Genomic DNA, 19,656 nt, shown 5'->3' with positions numbered 1-19,656 from the left:
CACCGCCGGACTTCCTTTAACAGAAAGGCCACCCAACGCAGGGTGGCCTTTCTGCGTTAACATGCTCGACGGAAGGAGTCCCGACATGGCCGAAGATGGCAAGCCCTCGCGCGACCGCAAGGATGACGACGCGAGGCAGCCTCGCCGCTATGTCGATGGAGACCGTTCCGAGCGCTCTTTCCGTCAAGGCCCTGCCCGCGGCGATCGTCCGCAGCGCAATGACGGGGACCGTCCGCGCCGTGAGGGCGGCCGCCCGTACCGCACTGGTGGGGACGAGCGTCCGCGTCGCGATGGTGACCGTCCGTTTCGTGGTGGCGATGACCGACCGCGTCGGGACGGCGACCGCCCGTTCCGGGGCTCGGCCGATCGCACGGATCGTCCTCGCCGTGACGGTGACCGACCTTATCGCTCTGGTGGGGACGACCGACCCCGCCGGGATGGGGATCGTCCCTCTCGGGGTTCCGCCGACCGCACCGATAGGCCGTTCCGCGGGGGCGACGACCGATCGCGTCGGGACGGCGACCGTCCGTACCGGGGGTCTTCGGATCGCACGGATCGCCCGCGTCGTGACGGTGACCGTCCGTTCCGCGGGGGCGACGACCGACCGCGCCGCGACGGCGACCGTCCGTACCGGGGGTCTTCGGATCGCACGGATCGTCCGCGTCGTGACGGTGACCGTCCGTTCAGTGGTGGGGATGATCGACCGCGTCGTGACGGTGACCGTCCGTTCCGCGGCGGCGTCGATCGTCCGCGTCGCGATGGTGACCGTCCGTTCCGCAGTGGTGGGGATGACCGACCGCGCCGTGACGGCGACCGTCCGTACCGTGGCGGCGACGACCGTCCGCGCCGGGACAGTGACCGCCCCCGTCGTGACACGTATGCGGCAGACCGCCCGCGCGACCCCGAGATTCCCGATGACGTCACGGCCCGCGATCTGCATCCTTCGGCCCGCAACGAGTTGAAGACCCTCAGCAAGGAGAACGCCGAGCAGGTCGCGCGTCATCTCGCCATGGCGGCCCAGCTCATCGACGAGGATCCCGAGCGTGCGCACCTGCATGCGCTGGCGGCCTCCCGTCGCGCCGGCCGCGTCGCGGTGGTCCGCGAGTCGGTGGCGATCACGGCCTACGCCATGGGCGACTTCGCCCTGGCGCTGCGAGAGCTGCGCACCTACCGTCGCATCTCCGGGAGCGATGACCAGATCGCACTCATCGTCGACAGCGAGCGCGGCATGGGGCGTCCCGACCGCGCGCTGGAAGAGGCGCGTTCCGTCGACCGCGCGGCCCTGCCGACCGCGACCCGCGTGGCGCTGGCGATCGCGATGTCGGGAGCACGCCTGGACCGCGGGGAGACCGAGCTGGCACTCGGCGAACTCGAGATCCCCGAGCTCAACCCCGACCTCGCGTTCGACTGGAGCCCTGCGCTCTTCGCCGCTCGTGCCGCAGTGCTCGAGGACCTCGGTCGCCTCGAGGAGGCGTCGTTCTGGCAGGAGCGCGCCGAAGTGGCGTCGGCGGCCCTGGGGCATGGCGACGACGAGGAGCTCATCATCGAGGACGCCTACGAAGACCTCGCCGACGAACCGGAGAGCATCGAGTTCGACGGGGACGAGCCTGTCCCGGCAGAGGATGTCGAATCCGAGAGCGCCGACTCCGATGGTGCCGACTCGGATGGCGCCGAGCCCGCAAGCACGGAGCCGGGCGAGGCAGAGCAGCCGGAGGACGCGGAGCGATCCGAGTGAGCCTGTTCTCCCGGGAGAAGCGCACGCCGCTGACCGACGTCGACGTGGTGCTCGCCGATCTCGACGGCGTGGTCTATGCCGGAGCCGGCGCGATCCCGCACGCGATCGACAGCCTCAAGAAGGTCGAGGCATCCCGTCGCCTCGGGTACATCACGAACAACGCCTCGCGCACCGACGCGTCGGTCGCCGCACACCTGACGGAGCTCGGCCTGTCCGTCGCCCCGGACGAGGTCGTCACCAGTCCGCAGGCCGCGATGCGCCTCGTCAGCAGCCTGATCCCTGCCGGATCCACGATCCTTGTCGTCGGGGGAGAGGGTCTCGTCGACGAGGTGCACAAGGCCGGGTTCCGGGTCACCCGCAGTGCCGACGACTCGCCGGCTGCCGTGGTCCAGGGCTTTGCGCCCGAGGTGGGCTGGAGGGACCTCGCGGAAGCTGCGTTCGCCCTGAAGCTCCCCGAGGACGAGGGCGGGATCCCCTGGATCGCGACGAACACGGACTGGACGATTCCGCAGTCGCGCGGCGTCGCACCCGGCAACGGAACGCTGGTGTCGGCCGTGCACACGGCGATCGGTCGTCTTGCGACCGTGGCGGGTAAGCCCGAGACGCCGATCTTCGAGGAGGCTGTCGCGCGGTTCGATGCGAAGCATCCGCTCTTCATCGGCGACCGTCTCGACACGGACATCGCAGGGGCGTCCCGCGCGGGCATCGAGTCGGTCCTGGTGCTCACAGGCATCGACCGCCCCAAGCATCTTCTGGCTGCCGCCGAGGGATCGCGTCCGACCTACATCCTCGGCGATCTGCGCGAACTGGACGAACCGTACCCGCAGACGCAATTCAAGGGCGACACCGTCACCGTGCGGGGCGCGTCCGTCCGCGTCGACGGCCCGGACGTCACGATCCTCAGCGAGGGCGACCGCCCGATCGACCTCGTGCGCGCTGGCGCCGAGGCGATCTGGCGCACCGGCCGGCAGATCTTCGGCTTCCGCGTGCCCGAACGCCTGTACGCAGATCCGTTCCACCGCCCGTAATCCGTCGGAACGTCGCCGTCTCGCCGTAGGCTGAGAGGGTGAGCGAGAACACGGAACCGGATCCTTCGGACGGACTCTGGAGTCGGCTGCGCCTGATCGAAGGGCAGCCGCTGGATTCTCGCGCCGCCGCTTACCAGACTCTGCACGACGACCTGGCACGTCGGCTGGAGAGCGCGCCGCGCGTCGCCGCGTCCGCGCAACCGGGCCCCGATCGCGGATGACAGCCCGACTGGATGCCGCACTCGCAGAGCGCGGTCTCGCGCGGTCTCGCACGCACGCGGCCACACTCATCGACGGCGGTCTCGTCACCGTGAACGGGAAACCCGTGGTCAAGGCGTCCGCCAAGGTCGAAGACGGCGACGTGATCGATGTGGCCGGGGCCGATCATTACGTCAGCCGCGGCGCGCACAAGCTCATCGCCGCGCTGGACGGATTCGGCCTCGATCCTTCCGGATCCGTCGCCCTGGACATGGGTGCGTCCACCGGCGGCTTCACCCAGGTCCTGCGTGAGCGCGGGGCACGGCGGGTCCTCGCCGTCGACGTGGGGCATGAGCAGCTCGCGGCGTCGGTCCGGGCGGACCCTGGCGTGATCGCCGTGGAGGGGTTCAACGTCCGCCACATGGATGCGGAGGCGTTGGCCGCCGCGACGGGGGAGAGCTTGAGGCCGTCCCTCGTGGTCGGTGACCTGTCCTTCATCTCCCTGACGCTCGTGCTCCCCGCGATCGCGATCACGGCCGCGCCCGAGGCGGACGTCGTGCTGCTCATCAAGCCCCAGTTCGAGGTGGGGCGCACGGCGGTGCGAGGCGGGCTCGTGACCAACCCGACGATCCGTGCCGACGCGGTGGCCCGTGTGCTGTGGAGCGCGTGGGATCAGGGGTTCGGCGTCCGCGGTCTGCTGCCGTCGCCGATTCTCGGCACGCATGGCAACGTCGAGTACCTGGTGCATCTGCGAGCGGGGGATCGTTCCCGCGGCTCGGAAGGCAATCCGACAGAATGGATGAGCACGATCGACGAGATGGCAGGAGGCCGATGAACGAGCGCAGGATCCTCGTCGTCGCACACGCACGCCGCGATGAGACCGTGCAAGCCGCCCGACGGGTCGTCTCCGCGCTCCGTGGCGCGGGGGCCCGACCGGTGATGTCGGCGGACGACCGTGCCGAGCTGACGGCCGAGGACGAGTTCTTCGCCGACCTCGACGTGCTCGGATCGGACATCCCGGTCGAGGACATCGAGCTCGCCATCGTGCTGGGCGGTGACGGCACCATCCTGCGTGCGGCCGAGCTCGTGCGCGACGGCACCGCACCCATCCTCGGCATCAACATGGGCCACGTCGGCTTCCTCGCCGAGATCGAGCGCGACGACATGGACGCCGCCGTGGCGCGCGTCATCGACCGCGACTACTCCGTGGAGGAGCGCATGGCGCTCGCCGTGCGCGTGAAGGACGCCGATGGATCCGTCGTCTACAGCACCTGGGCGCTGAACGAGGCGACGGTGGAGAAGGCGAGCCGCGAGCGGATGATCGAGGTGGTCGTCGAGATCGACGGGCGCCCGCTGACGAGCTTCGGCTGCGACGGCATGGTCGTGTCCACTCCGACGGGGGCGACCGCATACAACTTCTCGGCGGGCGGACCGGTGATCTGGCCGGGTGTCGAAGCCATCGCCGTGGTGCCGCTGTCGGCCCATGCCCTGTTCGCGCGACCGCTCGTGGTCGCACCCGGCGCACCCGTCGCGATCGAGCTGCTGGACCGCAACGACGGCACCGCGATCCTCTGGTGCGATGGGCGGCGTTCGCACGAGCTTCCGCGCGGCGCGCGCGTCATCGTGCGCCGGTCCTCGCGTCCGGTGCGCCTGGCGCGGCTGCACCCGAGCGTGTTCACGGACCGGCTGGTGCGCAAGTTCCAGCTGCCGGTCTCCGGCTGGAGGGGATCCGAGTCGTGATCGAGGAGATGCGCCTGCGGGATCTCGGAGTCATCGCCGAGGCGGTGCTGCAGATCGGGCCGGGATTCACCGCGATCACCGGTGAGACCGGCGCCGGCAAGACCATGGTCGTGACGGGTCTCGGACTCCTGTTGGGAGCCAGGGCGGACTCCGGCGCCGTCCGCGCGGGCGCGGCGCAGGCCTCCGTCGCCGGAGTGTGGATCGTGCCGACGAGGGGATCCGTCGCGGACACCGTCGCCGATGCCGGAGGTGAGCTCGAACCCTACGACGACGAGCGCGGCGAGCTGTACGTCTCGCGCACGCTCAGCGCCGAGGGGCGCAGCCGCGCGAGCGTCGGCGGGCGCGCGGCCCCGGCCGGGGTGCTGGCCGACCTCGCAGACGATCTGGTCGTCGTGCACGGGCAGTCCGAACAGCTGCGCCTGCGGTCCGCCGCCGCGCAACGAGACGCGCTGGACCGCTTCGGCGGATCCGCGATCGCGGTCGTCAGGACCGAGTACGAGGCCGCCTGGGAGCGCTGGCGCACCCTGTCGGCCCAGCTCGAGGAGATCAGCGGCAACCAGGAGCGGCGTCGGAGGGAGGCCGAGGACCTTCGCGAAGCGCTGGCGCTCATCGAGGCCACCGATCCGCAGCCGGGGGAGGACGACGCGCTCGCCGAGCGCGCCGAGCGCCTCGCGAACGCCGAGGAGCTGCGCCAGTCCGCGGCCCTCGCCCGGGCGGCGCTGTCGGACGAGGACGGCGACAACGACATCACGACGCTGGCAGCCGAAGCACGGCGTGCGCTGGAGCGAGCGGGCGATCCCGAGCTCACGTCGATCGCCGAGAGCATCGCCGAGATCGGCTACCGCGCCGCCGATATCGCTGCGCAGCTGAGCGGCTACCTCGCCGATCTCGACGAGTCCGGGCCGCATGAGCTGGCGGCGGTCGAGGAGCGCAGAGCGGCTCTCGCAGGCCTCGTCCGCGCCCATGGGACGCTCGACGCCGCACTGGACCTGTGGAACACCGGATCCGCGCGGCTCGCCGAGCTCGATGACGACTCCGACCACATCGAACGGCTCACCGTCCAGCGCGACGCCGCCCGCGCGGCCCTCGACGAGGCGGCCGCGGCGCTCACGGCGACGCGCACGGAGGCCGCCGGCCGGCTCGGTGCCGCCGTGACCGAGGAGCTGCACGCCCTCGCCATGCCGGATGCCCGTCTCGTCGTCGCGGTCACCGAGGGAGCCGAGAGCGCGCACGGCCGCGACGACGTCGCCATCCTGCTCGCCCCGCATCCCGGGGCGGATCCGCGATCCGTCGCGAAGGGCGCCTCGGGCGGCGAGCTGTCGCGTGTGATGCTCGCGATCGAGGTCGTCATCGCCGGCACGGATCCGGTCCCGACCTTCGTGTTCGACGAGGTCGACGCCGGCATCGGCGGTGCCGCGGCGATCGAGGTGGGCCGGCGCCTGGCACGCTTGGCGCGCACCTCGCAGGTCATCGCCGTCACGCACCTCGCCCAGGTGGCGGCCTTCGCGAACAATCACCTGAGCGTCGTGAAGGCGAACGACGGACAGGTCACGGCCTCCAGCGTCCGTCGCCTCGACGGCGAGGATCGCGAGGCCGAGATGGCGCGGCTGCTGTCCGGTCTCGCCGATTCGGGCGCCGCCCTCGAGCACGCGCGCGAACTGCTCGCGCTGCGGGAGGACTGAGCCCGAGGTCTTTGCGGAGGACGCGCCGGCAGGTCAGCGCAGGTCGCGCACCGAGTCGCGCACGATCACCGGCATCGGCAGGAGTTCGTGCGCCAGATCGCGCTCGCCGAGCAGCATCTCCACGCCGACTCGCGCCATCTGCTCGTAGGGGAGCCGTGCGGTGGTGAGACCTGGACGGACCAGCGAGGCCAGATCCTCGTCGTCGAACGACACGATGGAGATGTCCGCGGGGATGCGCAGGCCGCGCTCGCTCAGCGCCTGATAGATGCCGAAGGCGACACCGTCGGTGGCTGCGATGATCGCGGTCAGGTCCGGGTGGGCGTCCAGCATCCGCTGGGTCTGCACGAAACCGTCGGCCGTCGTCCAGTTCTCGAGGACGACCTCGACCGGACCGGCGATGCCGCGCTCGGCGAAGGCGTCCCGCATGCCGTCGAGGCGCCGCGCGATGGTGACGGATCGGCGCGGATCGCTCGCGACATGCGGGATGTCGCCGACGAAGCCGACGCGTGCATGGCCGGCATCCAGCAGCACTGAGGCCATCGCATGGCCCGCGGCGTACTCGTCCGGCAGGACGCTGGGCAGGTCATCAGGCGTGCGACCGTTGACGATGACGACGGGGATGCCGCGCGGAGCCGCCGGCACATCGACCATGCGCGCGGCCATCAGGCCGACGATCACGCCGTCGACGCGGCGATCGATGAGCTCGTCGAAGGCAGCGGCCAGCTGCGTGGGGTCATCCCCGGTCTCGGCGATGAGCACGGTGTGGTCCAGCTCCTTCGCGGCGCGCAGGGTCCCGCGCACCATCGCCGACGCGAAACGGGTGATCGTGACCTGATCCGAGATGAAACCGATCGAGCGGGTCTTCCCCGAGCGCAGGCTCTGCGCCGCCGGGTTCGGCTTGTAGCCGAGCTGCGCCGCGGCGGTGCGCACCCGTTCGACCGCATCCTCGGACAGCCGGGAAGGACGGTCGTTGAGGATGAGGCTGACCGCGGTCTTGGACAGACCGGACAGCCGTGCGACGTCCGCCAGCGTCGGTCTCGGTGCGGTGGACATCGGCGGCCTCCTCTCCTTCGCGTTCCTCTAACCTAGCCGATCCGCCACATTTGGTGAATTAATTTATCAACGTCTGTTGCGGACGACCCACGGCAGGTGTTACCGTCGGATAAATCGGTTCACCACCCGTTGATCTGCGCAGGATTGCGCAAAGCCGATTCACTCTCAGAGAGGAGAAGTTGATGGCACGCGAGTTCGGACCTGTCATGGGACGACGTGATCTTCTGCGGCTCGGAGGCTATGGCCTCGCAAGCGCCGCCCTGCTGGGCATGGGGGCGGGCCTGACGGGCTGCGCACCTTCAGGGGGCGGTTCGAGCACCGGCACCCTGACCATGCTGTACTTCGGCGATCAGAAGTCGGCGACCACCCTGCAGAACGCCCTCCAACCCAAGGTCAAGAAGATCGACAAGGACCTTTCGCTGAAGGTCAGTGCGATCAACGGCAAGGACTGGAACGACTTCCTCGCCAAGGTGCTCACCCTGATCGCTTCGGGACAGGCTCCCGACATCGTGAGCGTCGCGACGGAGGGCTTGCAGCTCATGGTCGGCAAGAAGCTCATCACGCCGCTGGACAGCTATGTCACCAAGGACATGTCGACCCTGAAGTCGAGCTACTTCAACGACATCCACCCGGCGCTCATCGAGGCCATGATGGTCGACGGGCACCTCTACAACATGCCCGACAGCTTCAACGCGGGCAGCATGTTCTACAACTCCGACGTGCTGCAGAAGGCGGGGGCCTCGGCGCCGGCCGCGGGCTGGACGATGGACGACTTCCACTCCACCGCCGAGAAGATCTCGAAGCTCGGCGGCGACATCCTTCCCTTCGACTGGGTGGTGCGCCTCTGGGGCAGCTGGACGTCTTTCCTCTACGCCAACAACGGGAACCTCATCGAAGAGGGCAAGTACGGCGGCGGGGACTGGCTCTGGAGCAAGGCCTACGAGGCGAGCGACAAGAGCATCCAAGGACGCCAGGGCGGATGGAAATGGGGCGCGCCGACGGCGAACTCCGACGCCGCGATCGAGGCGCTGCAGTACGTCATCGACCTGCAAAAAGCCGGCTACTCGCCCTCACCCGACGTGGGCGGCGGCGGCACCCTCCAGGGGCTGTTCTCGTCCGGCCGCATCGGCATGACGATCGGCGGAGGGTTCTGGGCGGGCGGTCTGCACAACGCGGGCATGAAGGACGGCAGCTTCGAGGTGCAGGCGTTCCCGACCTGGAAGAGCAACAAGTCGCTGTTCGGCACCGGCGGGTACTCGATCTTCGAATCGTCCAAGAAGAAGGACGCCGCCTGGGAGGTCATCAAGATGATGATCGAGGCGGAGACCTTCGACATCATGTTCCCGGGCAACATCACCACGACCGGACGCAAGTCGCTGATGACCGCCGAGCGGTACGCGAGCACCGGGCCGAAGAACTGGCAGGTGTTCTACGACCAGCTCGACGGCTCGGTCCCCATCTCGGCGCCGTCGTACTACAACGCGCTCGCGACCTCCCTCAACCAGCGCACGACGGAGGCCATCTCCTCGGGGAATGCGAAGGCGGCGCTCGACGCGATGCAGTCCGACCTCGAGAAGGTGGCGAAGGGCAGCTGATGTCCGCGACCACCTCCATTCCGCACGCAGCACTGCGTGTGTCGCCGAGTGAGGTGAAGCCTCCCCGGGCCGTCCGCCGCCCTGGCGCGCGCCGGGCGGCCCGGCGGGAGGGGATGTTCGGCTACGCGATGATCGCGCTGTCGATGCTGTTCGTGACGGTGTTCACGTTCATCCCCATCCTGGCCTCGCTCGGGCTGTCGTTCTTCCACTGGGACGTCATCTCCCCGCCCACCTGGGCGGGGCTGGAGAACTACCAGCGCTTCTTCACCGACGGTCCCGTGCTGCAGTCCTTCGGCGTGACGACCGTCATGGCGATAGCGATCGTCGCCCTCCAGCTCACGCTGGGGCTGTTCCTGGCGGTGCTGGTCAACCAGCGCACCTCGACCTTCGGGCGGACCTTCTTCCGCACGGCGTTCTACCTTCCGCTGCTCGCCTCGACGGCGGCGGTCGCCATCTTCATGGGCTACCTGTTCGACGCGAAGTTCGGCGCCATCAACTACTACCTCGGCCTCCTCGGGATGTCGGACGTGCCGTGGCTGACCAGCCCCTTCGGCGCCCAGGTGACGATCGTGCTGATCGTGGTCTGGCAGCAGGTCGGCTTCACCTTCGTGCTGTTCGTGTCCGCCCTCATGGCGGTGCCCACGGACGTGCTGGAGGCGTCGTCGATCGACGGTGCGGGTCCGCTGCGCACGCTGTTCCGAATCAAGATCCCGTTGATCAGTCCCACGATCCTGTTCGCCGCCGTGATCGCTTTCATCAACGCGATGCAGCTGTTCGACCAGCCGTTCATCATGACGAAGGGCGGGCCGGGCACGGCCACCACGACCGCGACGATCTCGATGTACCAGACCGGGTTCCAGAACCTGCAGTTCGGCTACTCCTCGGCGATCGCGATCATCCTCCTCCTGGTGATCCTCGCGATCACCGGGATCCAGTTCCTCGCCTCCCGGAAGCTGGTGTTCTACCAATGAGCGCGACATCCTTGATCGTGACAGGCCGCCGCCGGCGGTCCCGCAGCGGCGGTCCCTGGGACCGCTCCTGGAGCGTCGGCAAGATCGCCGGCCTCGTCGCCCTGATCGTCGCCGCGGTGTTCGCCCTCGGCCCGTTGCTGTGGACGCTGACCACGTCGCTGCGGTCGCCCTCGCAGGCGTTCAACAACCCGCCTCAGTGGATTCCGTTCAACGCCGACTTCAGCAACTATGCGGCGGTGTTCGACCAGATCCCGATCGGGCAGTTCTTCCTGAACAGCACGATCGTGACCCTGCTGATCGTGGTCGGCCAGACGATCACCTGCACCCTGAGCGGGTACGCGTTCGCGATGATCTCCTTCCCGGGCAAGAATCTGATCTTCGGCGCATTCCTGGCGACCATGATGGTGCCGCTGCAGACGATCATCATCCCGGTGTTCCTCATCGTGAAGTCACTGGGACTTCAGGACGGGCTCGGTTCGCTGATCGTCCCGGCACTCGGCAGCGCATTCGGCACCTTCCTGATGCGGCAGTACTTCATGCAGATGCCCAGGGAGCTCGGCGAAGCGGCGCGGATCGACGGGGCGACGCAGTTCGGTGTGTTCTTCCACGTGTACGCGCGGATGGCCGCGCCGGCGATCTCGACGCTGGCGATCCTGAACTTCTCCGGATTCTGGGCGGAGTTCTACCGACCCCTGATCTTCCTTCAGGATCAGAGCACCTTCACCCTGCCGCTCGGCCTGGTCGGACTGCAGGGAAACCTCGGCACGGGCTCGATCTCGGTCGTGCTGGCCGGAGTCGTGCTGTCGATGATCCCGAGCGTGCTGCTCTTCATCGTCGCCCAGCGCTACTTCATCGCCGGCGTCACCGCGGGTTCCTCCCGATGAGCGCCGCCCCCGTCTTCTTCCGCCCCCAGGGCGCCTGGGTGGGCGATGTCATCCCGTTCCAGCAGGACGGCGTCTTCCATCTCTGGTACCTGTACGAGGATCGCGCCGTGCCGAGCACGGGAATGCCCTGGCACCTGGTCACGACCACCGACTTCGTGGACTTCGTCGATCACGGGCTCGCCGTGCCGAGCGGCGGTCCGGACGCGGAGGACTTCAACGTCTACACGGGCTCGGTCGTGCTCGACGACGACGGGGTCGCGCACCTCTTCTCGACGGCGCAGAACCCTCGTCGGCTCGGAACGGACGGGCGCCCGCGGCAGCTGGTCGCCCATGCGACGAGCGCGGACGGCCTGCGCGACTGGGTCAAGCACCCGGAGCACACTTTCGGCGCGACCGAAGGGTATGAGACCGGCGACTGGCGGGATCCCTTCGTGTTCCGCGATGGCGACGTGTGGCGGATGCTCGTCGCGGCTCGTCACGAGGACGGTCCGGAACGGCGGCGCGGAACGATCGCGCAGCTGACGTCGACGGATCTCGTGTCGTGGACTCCGGTTCGGCCGTTCTGGGATCCCCGTCGGTACATCGCGCACGAGTGCCCCGACGTGTTCCGCTGGGGGGACTGGTGGTACCTGGTGTACTCCGAATTCTCCGATGCGTTCTGCACCCGCTACCGGATGGCGCGGTCGCCGAGCGGGCCCTGGCTGACGCCCGAGCACGACACGATCGACGGGCGGGCCTTCTATGCCGCCAAGACCGTCGAGCGCGAGGGACGGCGGTTCTTCGTCGGCTGGATCTCGACCCGCGAGGGCGGCTCGGATGACGGGGCGTGGCAGTGGGCGGGCACGATGGCGGTGCTCGAGGCCGATCAGGATCCGGACGGGACTCTCGCATTCCGTCTTCCCGACGAGTTCGCCGCATCGTTCTCGGTGCCGGTCGCGTCCGGATTCTCCGCACTGCCGGCGTCGTTGTACGGCGCGGACCGGTTCGCCCAGCTCATCGGCGATGCGGATCTGCCCGATTCGTATCTGCTGACCGCCGAGATCGACATCGCGGCCGGCGTGGAAGAGGTCGGGCTGCTGGTGCGCGCCACTGCGGACGGCGACCAGGCCGGAGCGATCCGGCTGGAGCCACGACGCGATCGGGTCGTCTTCGACCGCTGGCCACGAGCCCTCACCGGCGGCGAGCAGTGGCAGATCTCCGGCGACGTGCCGTTCGTCCTCGAACGCCCCTGCCCGCTGGCACCGGGGCGCCACCATGTGCAGATCGTGGCCGACGGCGACATCCTCGTCGCGGTCATCGATCGTCGGGTCGCTCTGAGCACCCGTCTGCACCGCCGCGCGGGCGAGCGCATCGGCTTCTTCGTCAACGGCGGCGCCGCCGAACTCGTCTCCCTCGACGTCCGCATCCGGTCGTGAGGAAAACCGCCGTCATCAGCATCCCCGGAGAATCGCCGTGACCCCATCGCTCATGCACTTCCGTCCTGCACGCAACTGGATGAACGACCCGAACGGGCTCGTGTTCCACGGCGGCCGGTACCACCTCTACTTCCAGTACAACCCCGAGGGCGCGACCCACGGCTTCATGAGCTGGGGGCACGCGTCCAGCACCGATCTCGTCCGGTGGGAGGAGCATCCGGTCGCGATCCGCTACACGGACGAGCACGAGATCTTCTCGGGCTCGGTCGTGTTCGACGAGCACGACACCAGTGGCCTCGGCGCTGCGGGGACGCCGCCCCTCGTCGCGGTGTTCACGCTCGCCGACCAGGTCGCGCGCCATCAGGCACAGGGCATCGCCTCGAGCCTGGACGGCGGGCGCAGCTGGCGCCTGTACGAGGGCAACCCGGTGCTGGACCGGGGGTCTGCCGACTTCCGGGATCCGAAGGTGTTCCGCTACTCAGGGCCGGCGGGCGAGTACTGGGTGATGGTCGCGGTCGAGGCCGTCGAACGCCGCGTCGTGCTGTACCGTTCCGACGATCTGAAGACCTGGGCATACCTGTCCGATTACGGCCCGCGCGGGGCGACCGGGGGCGTGTGGGAGTGCCCTGATCTGTTCCCGCTCGCGGTCGACGGCGATCCCTCCGAGGTGCGCTGGGTGCTGCTGATCAGCCTCAACCCCGGTGGCATCGCCGGGGGATCCGGGACGCAGTACGTCATCGGCTTCTTCGACGGGGTGCGCTTCGTCGCAGACGAGCCGATCCCCCCGGCGGCACCCGGTGCGGGGTGGGAGAACAGCCGTGTCCAGCTCGAGGCATGCGACTGGCTCGACCACGGGCGGGACTTCTACGCCGGGGTGACGTTCTCCGGACTTCCCGATGAGGAGCGGATCCTCGTCGCGTGGATGAGCAACTGGGACTACGCCGGGCTCCTCCCCGTGGACGTCGGATCCCCGCAGCGCGGTGCCATGGCGCTCGCGCGCCGGCTGTCCCTCGTCCGCGCGGATGGGCGGGTGCGACTGCGTCAGGAGGCGATCGGGCCGGAGGCCGCGACGATCGTCGCGCGCGCCGACGTGCGGGCGGAGGGGCCGGTGGAACTGATCGGCGAACTGCCGGATCGGTGTCGGATCGATGTGTGCATCCGTCTGGACGGAGCGGACGGTTTCGACCTGAACCTGGGTGACACCGCGATCGTGGGGTACTCGGCGGCCGAGGGCATCCTGTGGCTGGATCGACGTCTCGCCGCCGACACGATGCCCGACGGATTCGCCAGCGTCGAGCAGGTGCGGATCGGCGCGCACGGGCGCATCGAGCTGGTCATCTGGCTCGATCGTGACGCAATCGAGGTGTTCGCGTCCGGGGGCACCCGCACGATCACCGATCTGCTGCCCGAGCGCGACGACGCGGGCGCGTCGATCGCGGGGCGAGGCGGTAGCGTTCTCATCGAGCGGTTCGAGGTGGGCGCAGTGCGCGACCTCGTCAGCACAGGGAGTTCGGCCGACATGAAGGGGCAGACGGCGTGACGGAGCAGGTGGCAGTGATCGGGGAGGCGCTCGTCGACGTCGTCGAGGAAGGCGAGACGCACCCCGGGGGATCACCCATGAACATCGCTGTCGGGCTCGCGCGACTGGGGCACCCCACGACCCTGCACGCGCGGATCGGCGCCGACGTCCACGGCGATCTGGTCCGCGCGCACCTCCAAGAAGCCGGCGTTGCGCTCGGCCCCGACACGCTCGTGCCGGGATCCACCTCGACGGCGATCGCGCGCGTGGATGCCGACGGCAAGGCCAGCTACGAGTTCGACATCGACTGGGACATCCCGGTGCCCGACGTGAGCGGCGCCCGCCTCGTGCACACCGGATCGATCGGCGCGCTGCGGGAACCGGGCGCCACGGCGGTCCGTGCCGCGCTCGGCGCGGCCGCGCCCGGGACGCTCCTGACGCTCGACCCCAACATCCGCCCTGATGTGATCGGCGCGCGCGACGAGGTGCTGCACCGGGTCGCCGACCTGGCCGGGCTGTGCCAGGTCGTCAAGCTCAGCGACGAGGATGCGGCCTGGCTCGCCCCGGAGGCGACGCTCGAGCAGGTGCTCTCCGACCTCGCCGCGCACGGTGCGCGGTTCGTGGTCGTCACCCGCGGGGCGGAAGGATGCCTCGCGCTCGTGGACGGCGCATGGTTCGCGCGTCCGGCGCGTCCCGTCGTCGTCGCGGACACGATCGGCGCGGGCGACGCGTTCATGTCCGGGCTGCTGCACGCCCTGCTGCGCGACGGCACCGACCGTCTGCTCGCGGCGGGGGAGCCGCTCCAGGACGACGCGGTGCTCGCGGCTCTGGAGGCCGCCCTCACCAGCGCCGCGCTGACCGTGGCCCGTGCAGGAGCGAACCCTCCGACCTCGGCGGAACTGGACGAGGCACTCCGCGCGTCGCGCGAGTGACGCAAGGCGATCGCGCTGATAGGATTAAAGCCCGTGATGCAGAACTCAGCCGCGCGGACAGACAACGACACCACCAAGCACATCTTCGTGACGGGCGGTGTCGTTTCCTCGTTGGGCAAGGGCCTGACGGCAGCCAGCCTCGGCAACCTGCTCACCGCCCGCGGACTGCGCGTCGTGATGCAGAAGCTGGATCCCTATCTGAATGTGGATCCGGGCACGATGAACCCTTTCCAGCACGGCGAGGTCTTCGTCACCGATGACGGTGCGGAGACCGACCTCGACATCGGACACTACGAGCGCTTCCTCGACATCGAGCTGAGCCAGGCCGCGAACGTGACGACCGGCCAGATCTACTCGCAGGTCATCGCCAAGGAGCGCCGCGGCGAGTACCTCGGCGACACCGTGCAGGTCATCCCGCACATCACCGACGAGATCAAGCGCCGCATGCGCCTGCAGGCCGATGAGACGCCGCGCCCCGACGTCATCATCACCGAGATCGGCGGCACGGTCGGCGACATCGAGTCGCAGCCGTTCATCGAGTCGGCGCGTCAGATCCGCCATGAACTGGGCCGCAAGAACGTGTTCTTCGTGCACGTGTCGCTGGTGCCGTTCATGGGTGCGTCCGGCGAGCAGAAGACCAAGCCGACCCAGCACTCCGTCGCGACGCTGCGCTCGATCGGCATCCAGCCGGACGCGCTCGTGCTGCGCAGCGACCGGCCCGTCACCGACTCGAACAAGCGCAAGATCGCGCTCATGTGCGACGTCGACGAGGATGCGGTCGTGAACGCGGTCGACGTGCCCAGCATCTACGACATCCCGACCATGCTCAACGACCAGGGACTCGACACCTACATCGTCGAGGCGCTCGGGCTCGGCAAGGCCTCCGATGTGGACTGGTCGCGGTGGCAGAAGGTGCTGCAGGCGGTGCACAACCCGAAGCACGAGGTCACGATCGGCCTCGTCGGGAAGTACATCGACCTGCCCGACGCCTACCTCTCGGTCACCGAGGCGCTCAAGTCCGGCGGCTTCGCACACGAGGTCGCGGTGAAGATCCGCTGGATCCCGTCCGACTCCTGCGAGACCCCTGAGGGGGCGGCGAAGGCGCTCGCCGATGTCGATGGCATCTGCGTGCCCGGCGGCTTCGGCATCCGCGGCATCGAGGGCAAGCTCGGGGCGCTGCGCTTCGCCCGTGAGCAGGGCATCCCGGCCTTGGGACTGTGCCTGGGACTGCAGTGCATGGTCATCGAGTACGCCCGCAACGTCGCCGGGATCGAGGGCGCCTCGTCCAGCGAGTTCGACCCCGACACCGCCGAGCCGGTCATCGCGACCATGGCTGAGCAGGTCGAGATCCTCGACGGCGGCGACCTGGGTGGCACCATGCGCCTGGGGCTGTACAAGGCGGCGCTCGGCGAGGGTTCGCTCGCCGCCGAGCTCTACGGTGCGACCGAGGCCTCGGAGCGCCACCGCCACCGCTACGAGGTGAACAACGCCTATCGCGACCGCCTGGCGGACGCGGGGCTCTCGTTCTCCGGCCTCAACCCCGAGCTCGACCTCGTCGAATACGTGGAGCTGCCGCGCGACGTGCACCCGTTCTACATCGCCACCCAGGCGCACCCCGAGCTGCGCTCGCGCCCGACCGAGCCGCACCCGCTGTTCCGCGGGCTCGTCGGCGCCGCCATCGAGCGGCACCGCTCCAGCGAGCTGTTCGACGACGAGGACTGACGTGACCGACCCCACCGCCGCGCCGCGGGACGAGCCGCTCGAGGCTGAGGTGCTCGCCAGCGCCGAGGTCTATCGCGGCGCGGTGTGGGGGATCCGGGAGGATCGCGTCCGCTACGGCGACGGCGAGATCGTGCGGCAGTACATCGATCACTCCGGCGCCGCGGCAGTCGTCGCCATGGACGAGGACGGGCGGGTGCTGCTCATCCAGCAGTACCGGCACCCGATCGGTCAGCGCGACTGGGAGCTGCCCGCCGGACTGCTCGACGTCGTGGGTGAGGATCCGATGGACGCCGCGCGGCGCGAACTCGCCGAGGAGGCGGATCTCGTGGCCACCGGGTGGGAGCCGCTCGTCTCCACCTATACGACACCGGGCAGCAACTCCGAGATCGTGCACATCTACCTCGCCACGGGCCTGAGCCCGGCGGGGGAGACCTTCGCGCGCACGGACGAGGAGGCCGACATCCGGCTCGCCTGGGTGCCGCTGCACGAGGCCGCCGATGGAGTGCTGGCCGGACGGCTGCGCAACGGAATCCTCGCGGTGGGCGTGCTGGCGGCCGAACGGCGCCTGTCGTCCACGGGGCGGCAGAGCCGCGGAGCCTGAGGTGCAGCTCGACCGGGCGCTCGACGCGTATCTCCGGCACGTGACGATCGAGCGGGGGCTTGCCGGGCACACGCTCGCCGCATACCGGCGCGACCTGGACGGATACCTGACGTGGCTGGGCGCGCAGGGGATCACCGACACCGAGGCGATCACCGCAGAGACCGTCGCCGCGTTCGTCGCGGAGCGCGCGAGCTCCGAACCGCCACCGGCCGCATCGAGCCTCGCCCGACTGCAGTCCTCCGTGCGCGGCTGGCATCGCTTCCTCGCCCGTGAGGGCATCGCCGACGCGGATCCGAGCGCGCGCCTGCGTCCGCCGAAGCAGCCTCGGCGCCTGCCGAAGGCGCTGACGATCGACCAGGTCGAGCGGCTGCTCGGCGCCCCGTCGGCCGAGGATCCGATCGGGGTCCGCGATCGCGCCCTCCTCGAGCTGCTGTACGCCACGGGCGCGCGCGTCTCAGAAGCGGTCTCGCTGGACGTCGACGACCTCGCGCACGGCGAGCTGCTGCGGCTGCGCGGCAAGGGGTCCAAGGAGCGCATCGTGCCCGTGGGCTCGTATGCCAGGGCCGCGGTCGACGCGTATCTCACCAGGGTGCGTCCGGCGCTGGCGGCGAAGGGGCGCGCGTCGGCGAAGCTGTTCCTCGGCGCACGTGGCGCGCCGCTCAGCCGTCAGAGCGCCTGGCTGATCATCCGCGCCGCCGCCGAAGGCGCGAAGATCACCGCGGAGGTGTCGCCGCACACGCTCCGGCACTCCTTCGCGACCCACCTGCTGCAGGGCGGCGCCGACGTGCGCGTCGTGCAGGAGCTTCTCGGGCACGCCTCGGTCGCGACCACCCAGATCTACACGCATGTCTCGGTCGACACCCTGCGTGACGTCTACGTCACGGCGCATCCGCGGGCGCGCTGAGCGCAGCTCATGTTTCCGGCAGGTGACATTTTCAATGGTTTGAAGTCAGACCATTGACACTGGCCGAGCCGAGTCGCCAGAATCGCTGCACACGCTCCCTCCACTGAAAGCAGGCAGCACTCCATGAGCGAATCGACAAAGGCGCCCGACTCACACCCGATCGACGACGACGCCGCAGCCCTGGCCGCCCTGGGCTACAAGCAGGAACTGCACAGAGGGATGTCGGGGTTCAGCAACTTCGCCGTCTCCTTCTCGATCATCTCGATCCTCGCGGGGTGCATCACCTCGTATGCGATCGCCCTGAAGTCCGGCGGACCATCCGCCATCAACATCGGCTGGCCGCTCGTCGGCGTCTTCGTGCTCATGGTCGCGCTCGCGATGGCCGAGGTGTGCTCGAAGTATCCGACTGCCGGCGGGCTCTACTTCTGGGCCGGCCGCCTCGCGAAGCGCAACAAGCGCCAGTGGGCCTGGACCGTCGGCTGGTTCAACTTCCTCGGCGAGGTCGCGGTCACCGCCGCGATCGACTTCGGCGCCGCGACCACGATGATGGCCTTCGCCAACCTCGTGTGGGGCGTGGAGGTGAACCCGTTCAACACCTTCGGGCTCTTCGTCGTCCTGATCGTGATCCACGGCCTGCTCAACACCTTCGGCGTCAACATCGTGAGTCTGCTCTCGAACGTCTCGGCCTGGTGGCACATCGTCGGCGTGCTCATCATCGTCGCGGTGCTGTGGATCATGCCGACCCAGCATCAGTCGGCCGGCTGGACCTTCACCGGCTTCTACAACGGCACCGGCTGGTCGTTCGCCCCGTACGTGTTCCTCATGGGCCTGCTCATGGCCCAGTACACCTACACCGGATACGACGCCTCGGCCCACGTCGCGGAGGAGACGAAGAACGCCTCCATCGCCGCCCCGAAGGGCATCGTGATGAGCGTCGTGATCTCGATCATCGGCGGCTGGATCCTGCTCTACTCGATCACCGCGGCGATCCAGGACTCCTCGGACAAGGGCATCGAGAAGCTGCTCGGCAGTGCGACGGGCCTGCCGCCGGCGCAGATCTTCCTGGACGCGCTCAACAACCCGACGATGGCGAAGTTCCTGCTCTTCATCGTCTGCGGCGCCCAGTTCTTCTGCGGCATGGCCTCCGTCACGGCCAACTCCCGGATGAGCTACGCGTTCTCACGCGACAACGCGATCCCCGGGTCACGGCTCTGGGCGAAGGTGAACAAGCGCACCGGAACCCCGACGAACTCGATCTGGCTCTGCGTGGTCCTGTCGATCATCCTGACGATCCCCGCGATGTGGAACCTGACGGCATACCTCGCGGTCACCTCGATCGCCGTCATCGGACTGTACATCGCGTACGTGACCCCGGTGTTCCTGCGGCGCCTCGACAAGAGCTTTGTGCCGGGACCGTGGAACCTCGGGCGGTGGAGCACGATCGTCGGCTGGATCGCCGTCGTGTGGGTCGTCGTCATCATCATCCTGTTCGTGCTCCCCCCGGTGAATCCGGTCACGATCGACACGTTCAACTACGCACCGATCGCGGTGGTCGTGGTGGCGCTCCTGGCAACTGCCCTGTGGTTCGCCTACGGTAAGCGCGACTTCATGGCGTCCAGCGTCGAGGCCGAGCACCTCACGGTCGCACCGGACAAGCTCCTGGAGGAATGATCAGGA

General features: G+C 69.0%; 18 protein-coding genes. 16 read left to right on the top strand and 2 right to left on the bottom strand.

The annotated features are described in order from the left end of the window. Positions 1-16: 16 nt before the first annotated feature. The gene (locus ACTJI8_RS20245) at positions 17-1,003 is read right to left on the bottom strand and encodes a hypothetical protein (RefSeq protein ID WP_440735234.1); all 987 of its coding nucleotides are present in this window, start codon (positions 1,001-1,003) and stop codon (positions 17-19) included. Between ACTJI8_RS20245 and ACTJI8_RS20240 the strand changes: the two genes are divergently transcribed. Genes ACTJI8_RS20240 through recN form a run of 6 tightly spaced genes read left to right on the top strand, consistent with a single transcriptional unit; the run spans position 959 to position 6,383 of the window. After that, positions 959-1,735 carry a hypothetical protein gene (locus ACTJI8_RS20240; protein WP_440735233.1) on the top strand — a complete coding sequence of 259 codons (777 nt, stop codon included), beginning with the start codon at positions 959-961 and terminating at the stop codon, positions 1,733-1,735. The two genes, ACTJI8_RS20245 and ACTJI8_RS20240, sit on opposite strands and share 45 nt — an antisense overlap. Further along, complete coding sequence (locus ACTJI8_RS20235) at positions 1,732-2,763, top strand: HAD-IIA family hydrolase (RefSeq protein ID WP_440735232.1); 1,032 nt, start codon at positions 1,732-1,734, stop codon at positions 2,761-2,763. Before ACTJI8_RS20240 ends, ACTJI8_RS20235 begins: the two co-directional genes overlap by 4 nt. Positions 2,764-2,801: 38 nt before the next feature. Beyond that, positions 2,802-2,984 carry a hypothetical protein gene (locus ACTJI8_RS20230; RefSeq protein WP_440735231.1) on the top strand — a complete coding sequence of 61 codons (183 nt, stop codon included), beginning with the start codon at positions 2,802-2,804 and terminating at the stop codon, positions 2,982-2,984. Beyond that, the gene (locus ACTJI8_RS20225; protein ID WP_440735230.1) at positions 2,981-3,796 is read left to right on the top strand and encodes a TlyA family RNA methyltransferase; all 816 of its coding nucleotides are present in this window, start codon (positions 2,981-2,983) and stop codon (positions 3,794-3,796) included. The genes ACTJI8_RS20230 and ACTJI8_RS20225 overlap by 4 nt, the downstream gene beginning before the upstream one ends. Next, entirely contained in the window at positions 3,793-4,701 is a 909-nt protein-coding gene (locus ACTJI8_RS20220) for an NAD kinase (RefSeq protein WP_440735229.1), read from the top strand. Before ACTJI8_RS20225 ends, ACTJI8_RS20220 begins: the two co-directional genes overlap by 4 nt. Continuing rightward, positions 4,698-6,383: a DNA repair protein RecN gene (gene recN, locus ACTJI8_RS20215; protein ID WP_440735228.1), complete on the top strand. Its 1,686-nt coding sequence runs from the start codon at positions 4,698-4,700 to the stop codon at positions 6,381-6,383. Before ACTJI8_RS20220 ends, recN begins: the two co-directional genes overlap by 4 nt. A gap of 33 nt (positions 6,384-6,416) precedes the next feature. Here recN and ACTJI8_RS20210 read toward each other — a convergent pair whose 3' ends face one another. After that, the gene (locus tag ACTJI8_RS20210) at positions 6,417-7,436 is read right to left on the bottom strand and encodes a LacI family DNA-binding transcriptional regulator (protein ID WP_440735227.1); all 1,020 of its coding nucleotides are present in this window, start codon (positions 7,434-7,436) and stop codon (positions 6,417-6,419) included. A gap of 182 nt (positions 7,437-7,618) precedes the next feature. Here ACTJI8_RS20210 and ACTJI8_RS20205 point away from each other — a divergent pair, with 182 nt between their 5' ends. From ACTJI8_RS20205 to ACTJI8_RS20160, 10 genes are all read left to right on the top strand, one after another. Next, entirely contained in the window at positions 7,619-9,031 is a 1,413-nt protein-coding gene (locus tag ACTJI8_RS20205) for an ABC transporter substrate-binding protein (protein WP_440735226.1), read from the top strand. Continuing rightward, positions 9,031-10,002 carry a carbohydrate ABC transporter permease gene (locus ACTJI8_RS20200; RefSeq protein ID WP_440735225.1) on the top strand — a complete coding sequence of 324 codons (972 nt, stop codon included), beginning with the start codon at positions 9,031-9,033 and terminating at the stop codon, positions 10,000-10,002. Before ACTJI8_RS20205 ends, ACTJI8_RS20200 begins: the two co-directional genes overlap by 1 nt. Beyond that, the gene (locus tag ACTJI8_RS20195; RefSeq protein WP_440735224.1) at positions 9,999-10,886 is read left to right on the top strand and encodes a carbohydrate ABC transporter permease; all 888 of its coding nucleotides are present in this window, start codon (positions 9,999-10,001) and stop codon (positions 10,884-10,886) included. The genes ACTJI8_RS20200 and ACTJI8_RS20195 overlap by 4 nt, the downstream gene beginning before the upstream one ends. Beyond that, positions 10,883-12,301, top strand: coding sequence for a GH32 C-terminal domain-containing protein (locus ACTJI8_RS20190; protein WP_440735223.1), 1,419 nt, complete (start codon positions 10,883-10,885; stop codon positions 12,299-12,301). Before ACTJI8_RS20195 ends, ACTJI8_RS20190 begins: the two co-directional genes overlap by 4 nt. 37 nt (positions 12,302-12,338) lie before the next feature. Continuing rightward, complete coding sequence (locus ACTJI8_RS20185) at positions 12,339-13,841, top strand: GH32 C-terminal domain-containing protein (protein WP_440735222.1); 1,503 nt, start codon at positions 12,339-12,341, stop codon at positions 13,839-13,841. Next, a complete protein-coding gene (locus tag ACTJI8_RS20180; protein ID WP_440735221.1) occupies positions 13,838-14,752 on the top strand; it encodes a carbohydrate kinase family protein in 915 nt (304 codons plus the stop codon). The genes ACTJI8_RS20185 and ACTJI8_RS20180 overlap by 4 nt, the downstream gene beginning before the upstream one ends. A 36-nt stretch (positions 14,753-14,788) precedes the next feature. After that, positions 14,789-16,474, top strand: a complete 1,686-nt coding sequence (locus ACTJI8_RS20175; RefSeq protein ID WP_440735238.1) for a CTP synthase — start codon at positions 14,789-14,791, stop codon at positions 16,472-16,474. A 1-nt stretch (position 16,475) separates the two neighbouring features. Beyond that, positions 16,476-17,075 (top strand): NUDIX domain-containing protein, encoded by a 600-nt coding sequence (locus ACTJI8_RS20170; protein ID WP_440735220.1) that lies wholly within the window; start codon positions 16,476-16,478, stop codon positions 17,073-17,075. 1 nt (position 17,076) lies between these two features. Then, complete coding sequence (gene xerD, locus ACTJI8_RS20165) at positions 17,077-17,979, top strand: site-specific tyrosine recombinase XerD (protein WP_440735219.1); 903 nt, start codon at positions 17,077-17,079, stop codon at positions 17,977-17,979. A gap of 123 nt (positions 17,980-18,102) precedes the next feature. Next, positions 18,103-19,650, top strand: a complete 1,548-nt coding sequence (locus ACTJI8_RS20160) for an amino acid permease (protein WP_440735218.1) — start codon at positions 18,103-18,105, stop codon at positions 19,648-19,650. Positions 19,651-19,656: the final 6 nt, after the last annotated feature.

The sequence above is a fragment of the Microbacterium sp. 22303 genome (assembly GCF_052045265.1).
Classification (GTDB): Bacteria; Actinomycetota; Actinomycetes; order Actinomycetales; family Microbacteriaceae; genus Microbacterium.
The sequence above is the reverse complement of the archived record's forward strand: the minus strand, read 5'-3'. Positions and strand labels throughout refer to the sequence as shown.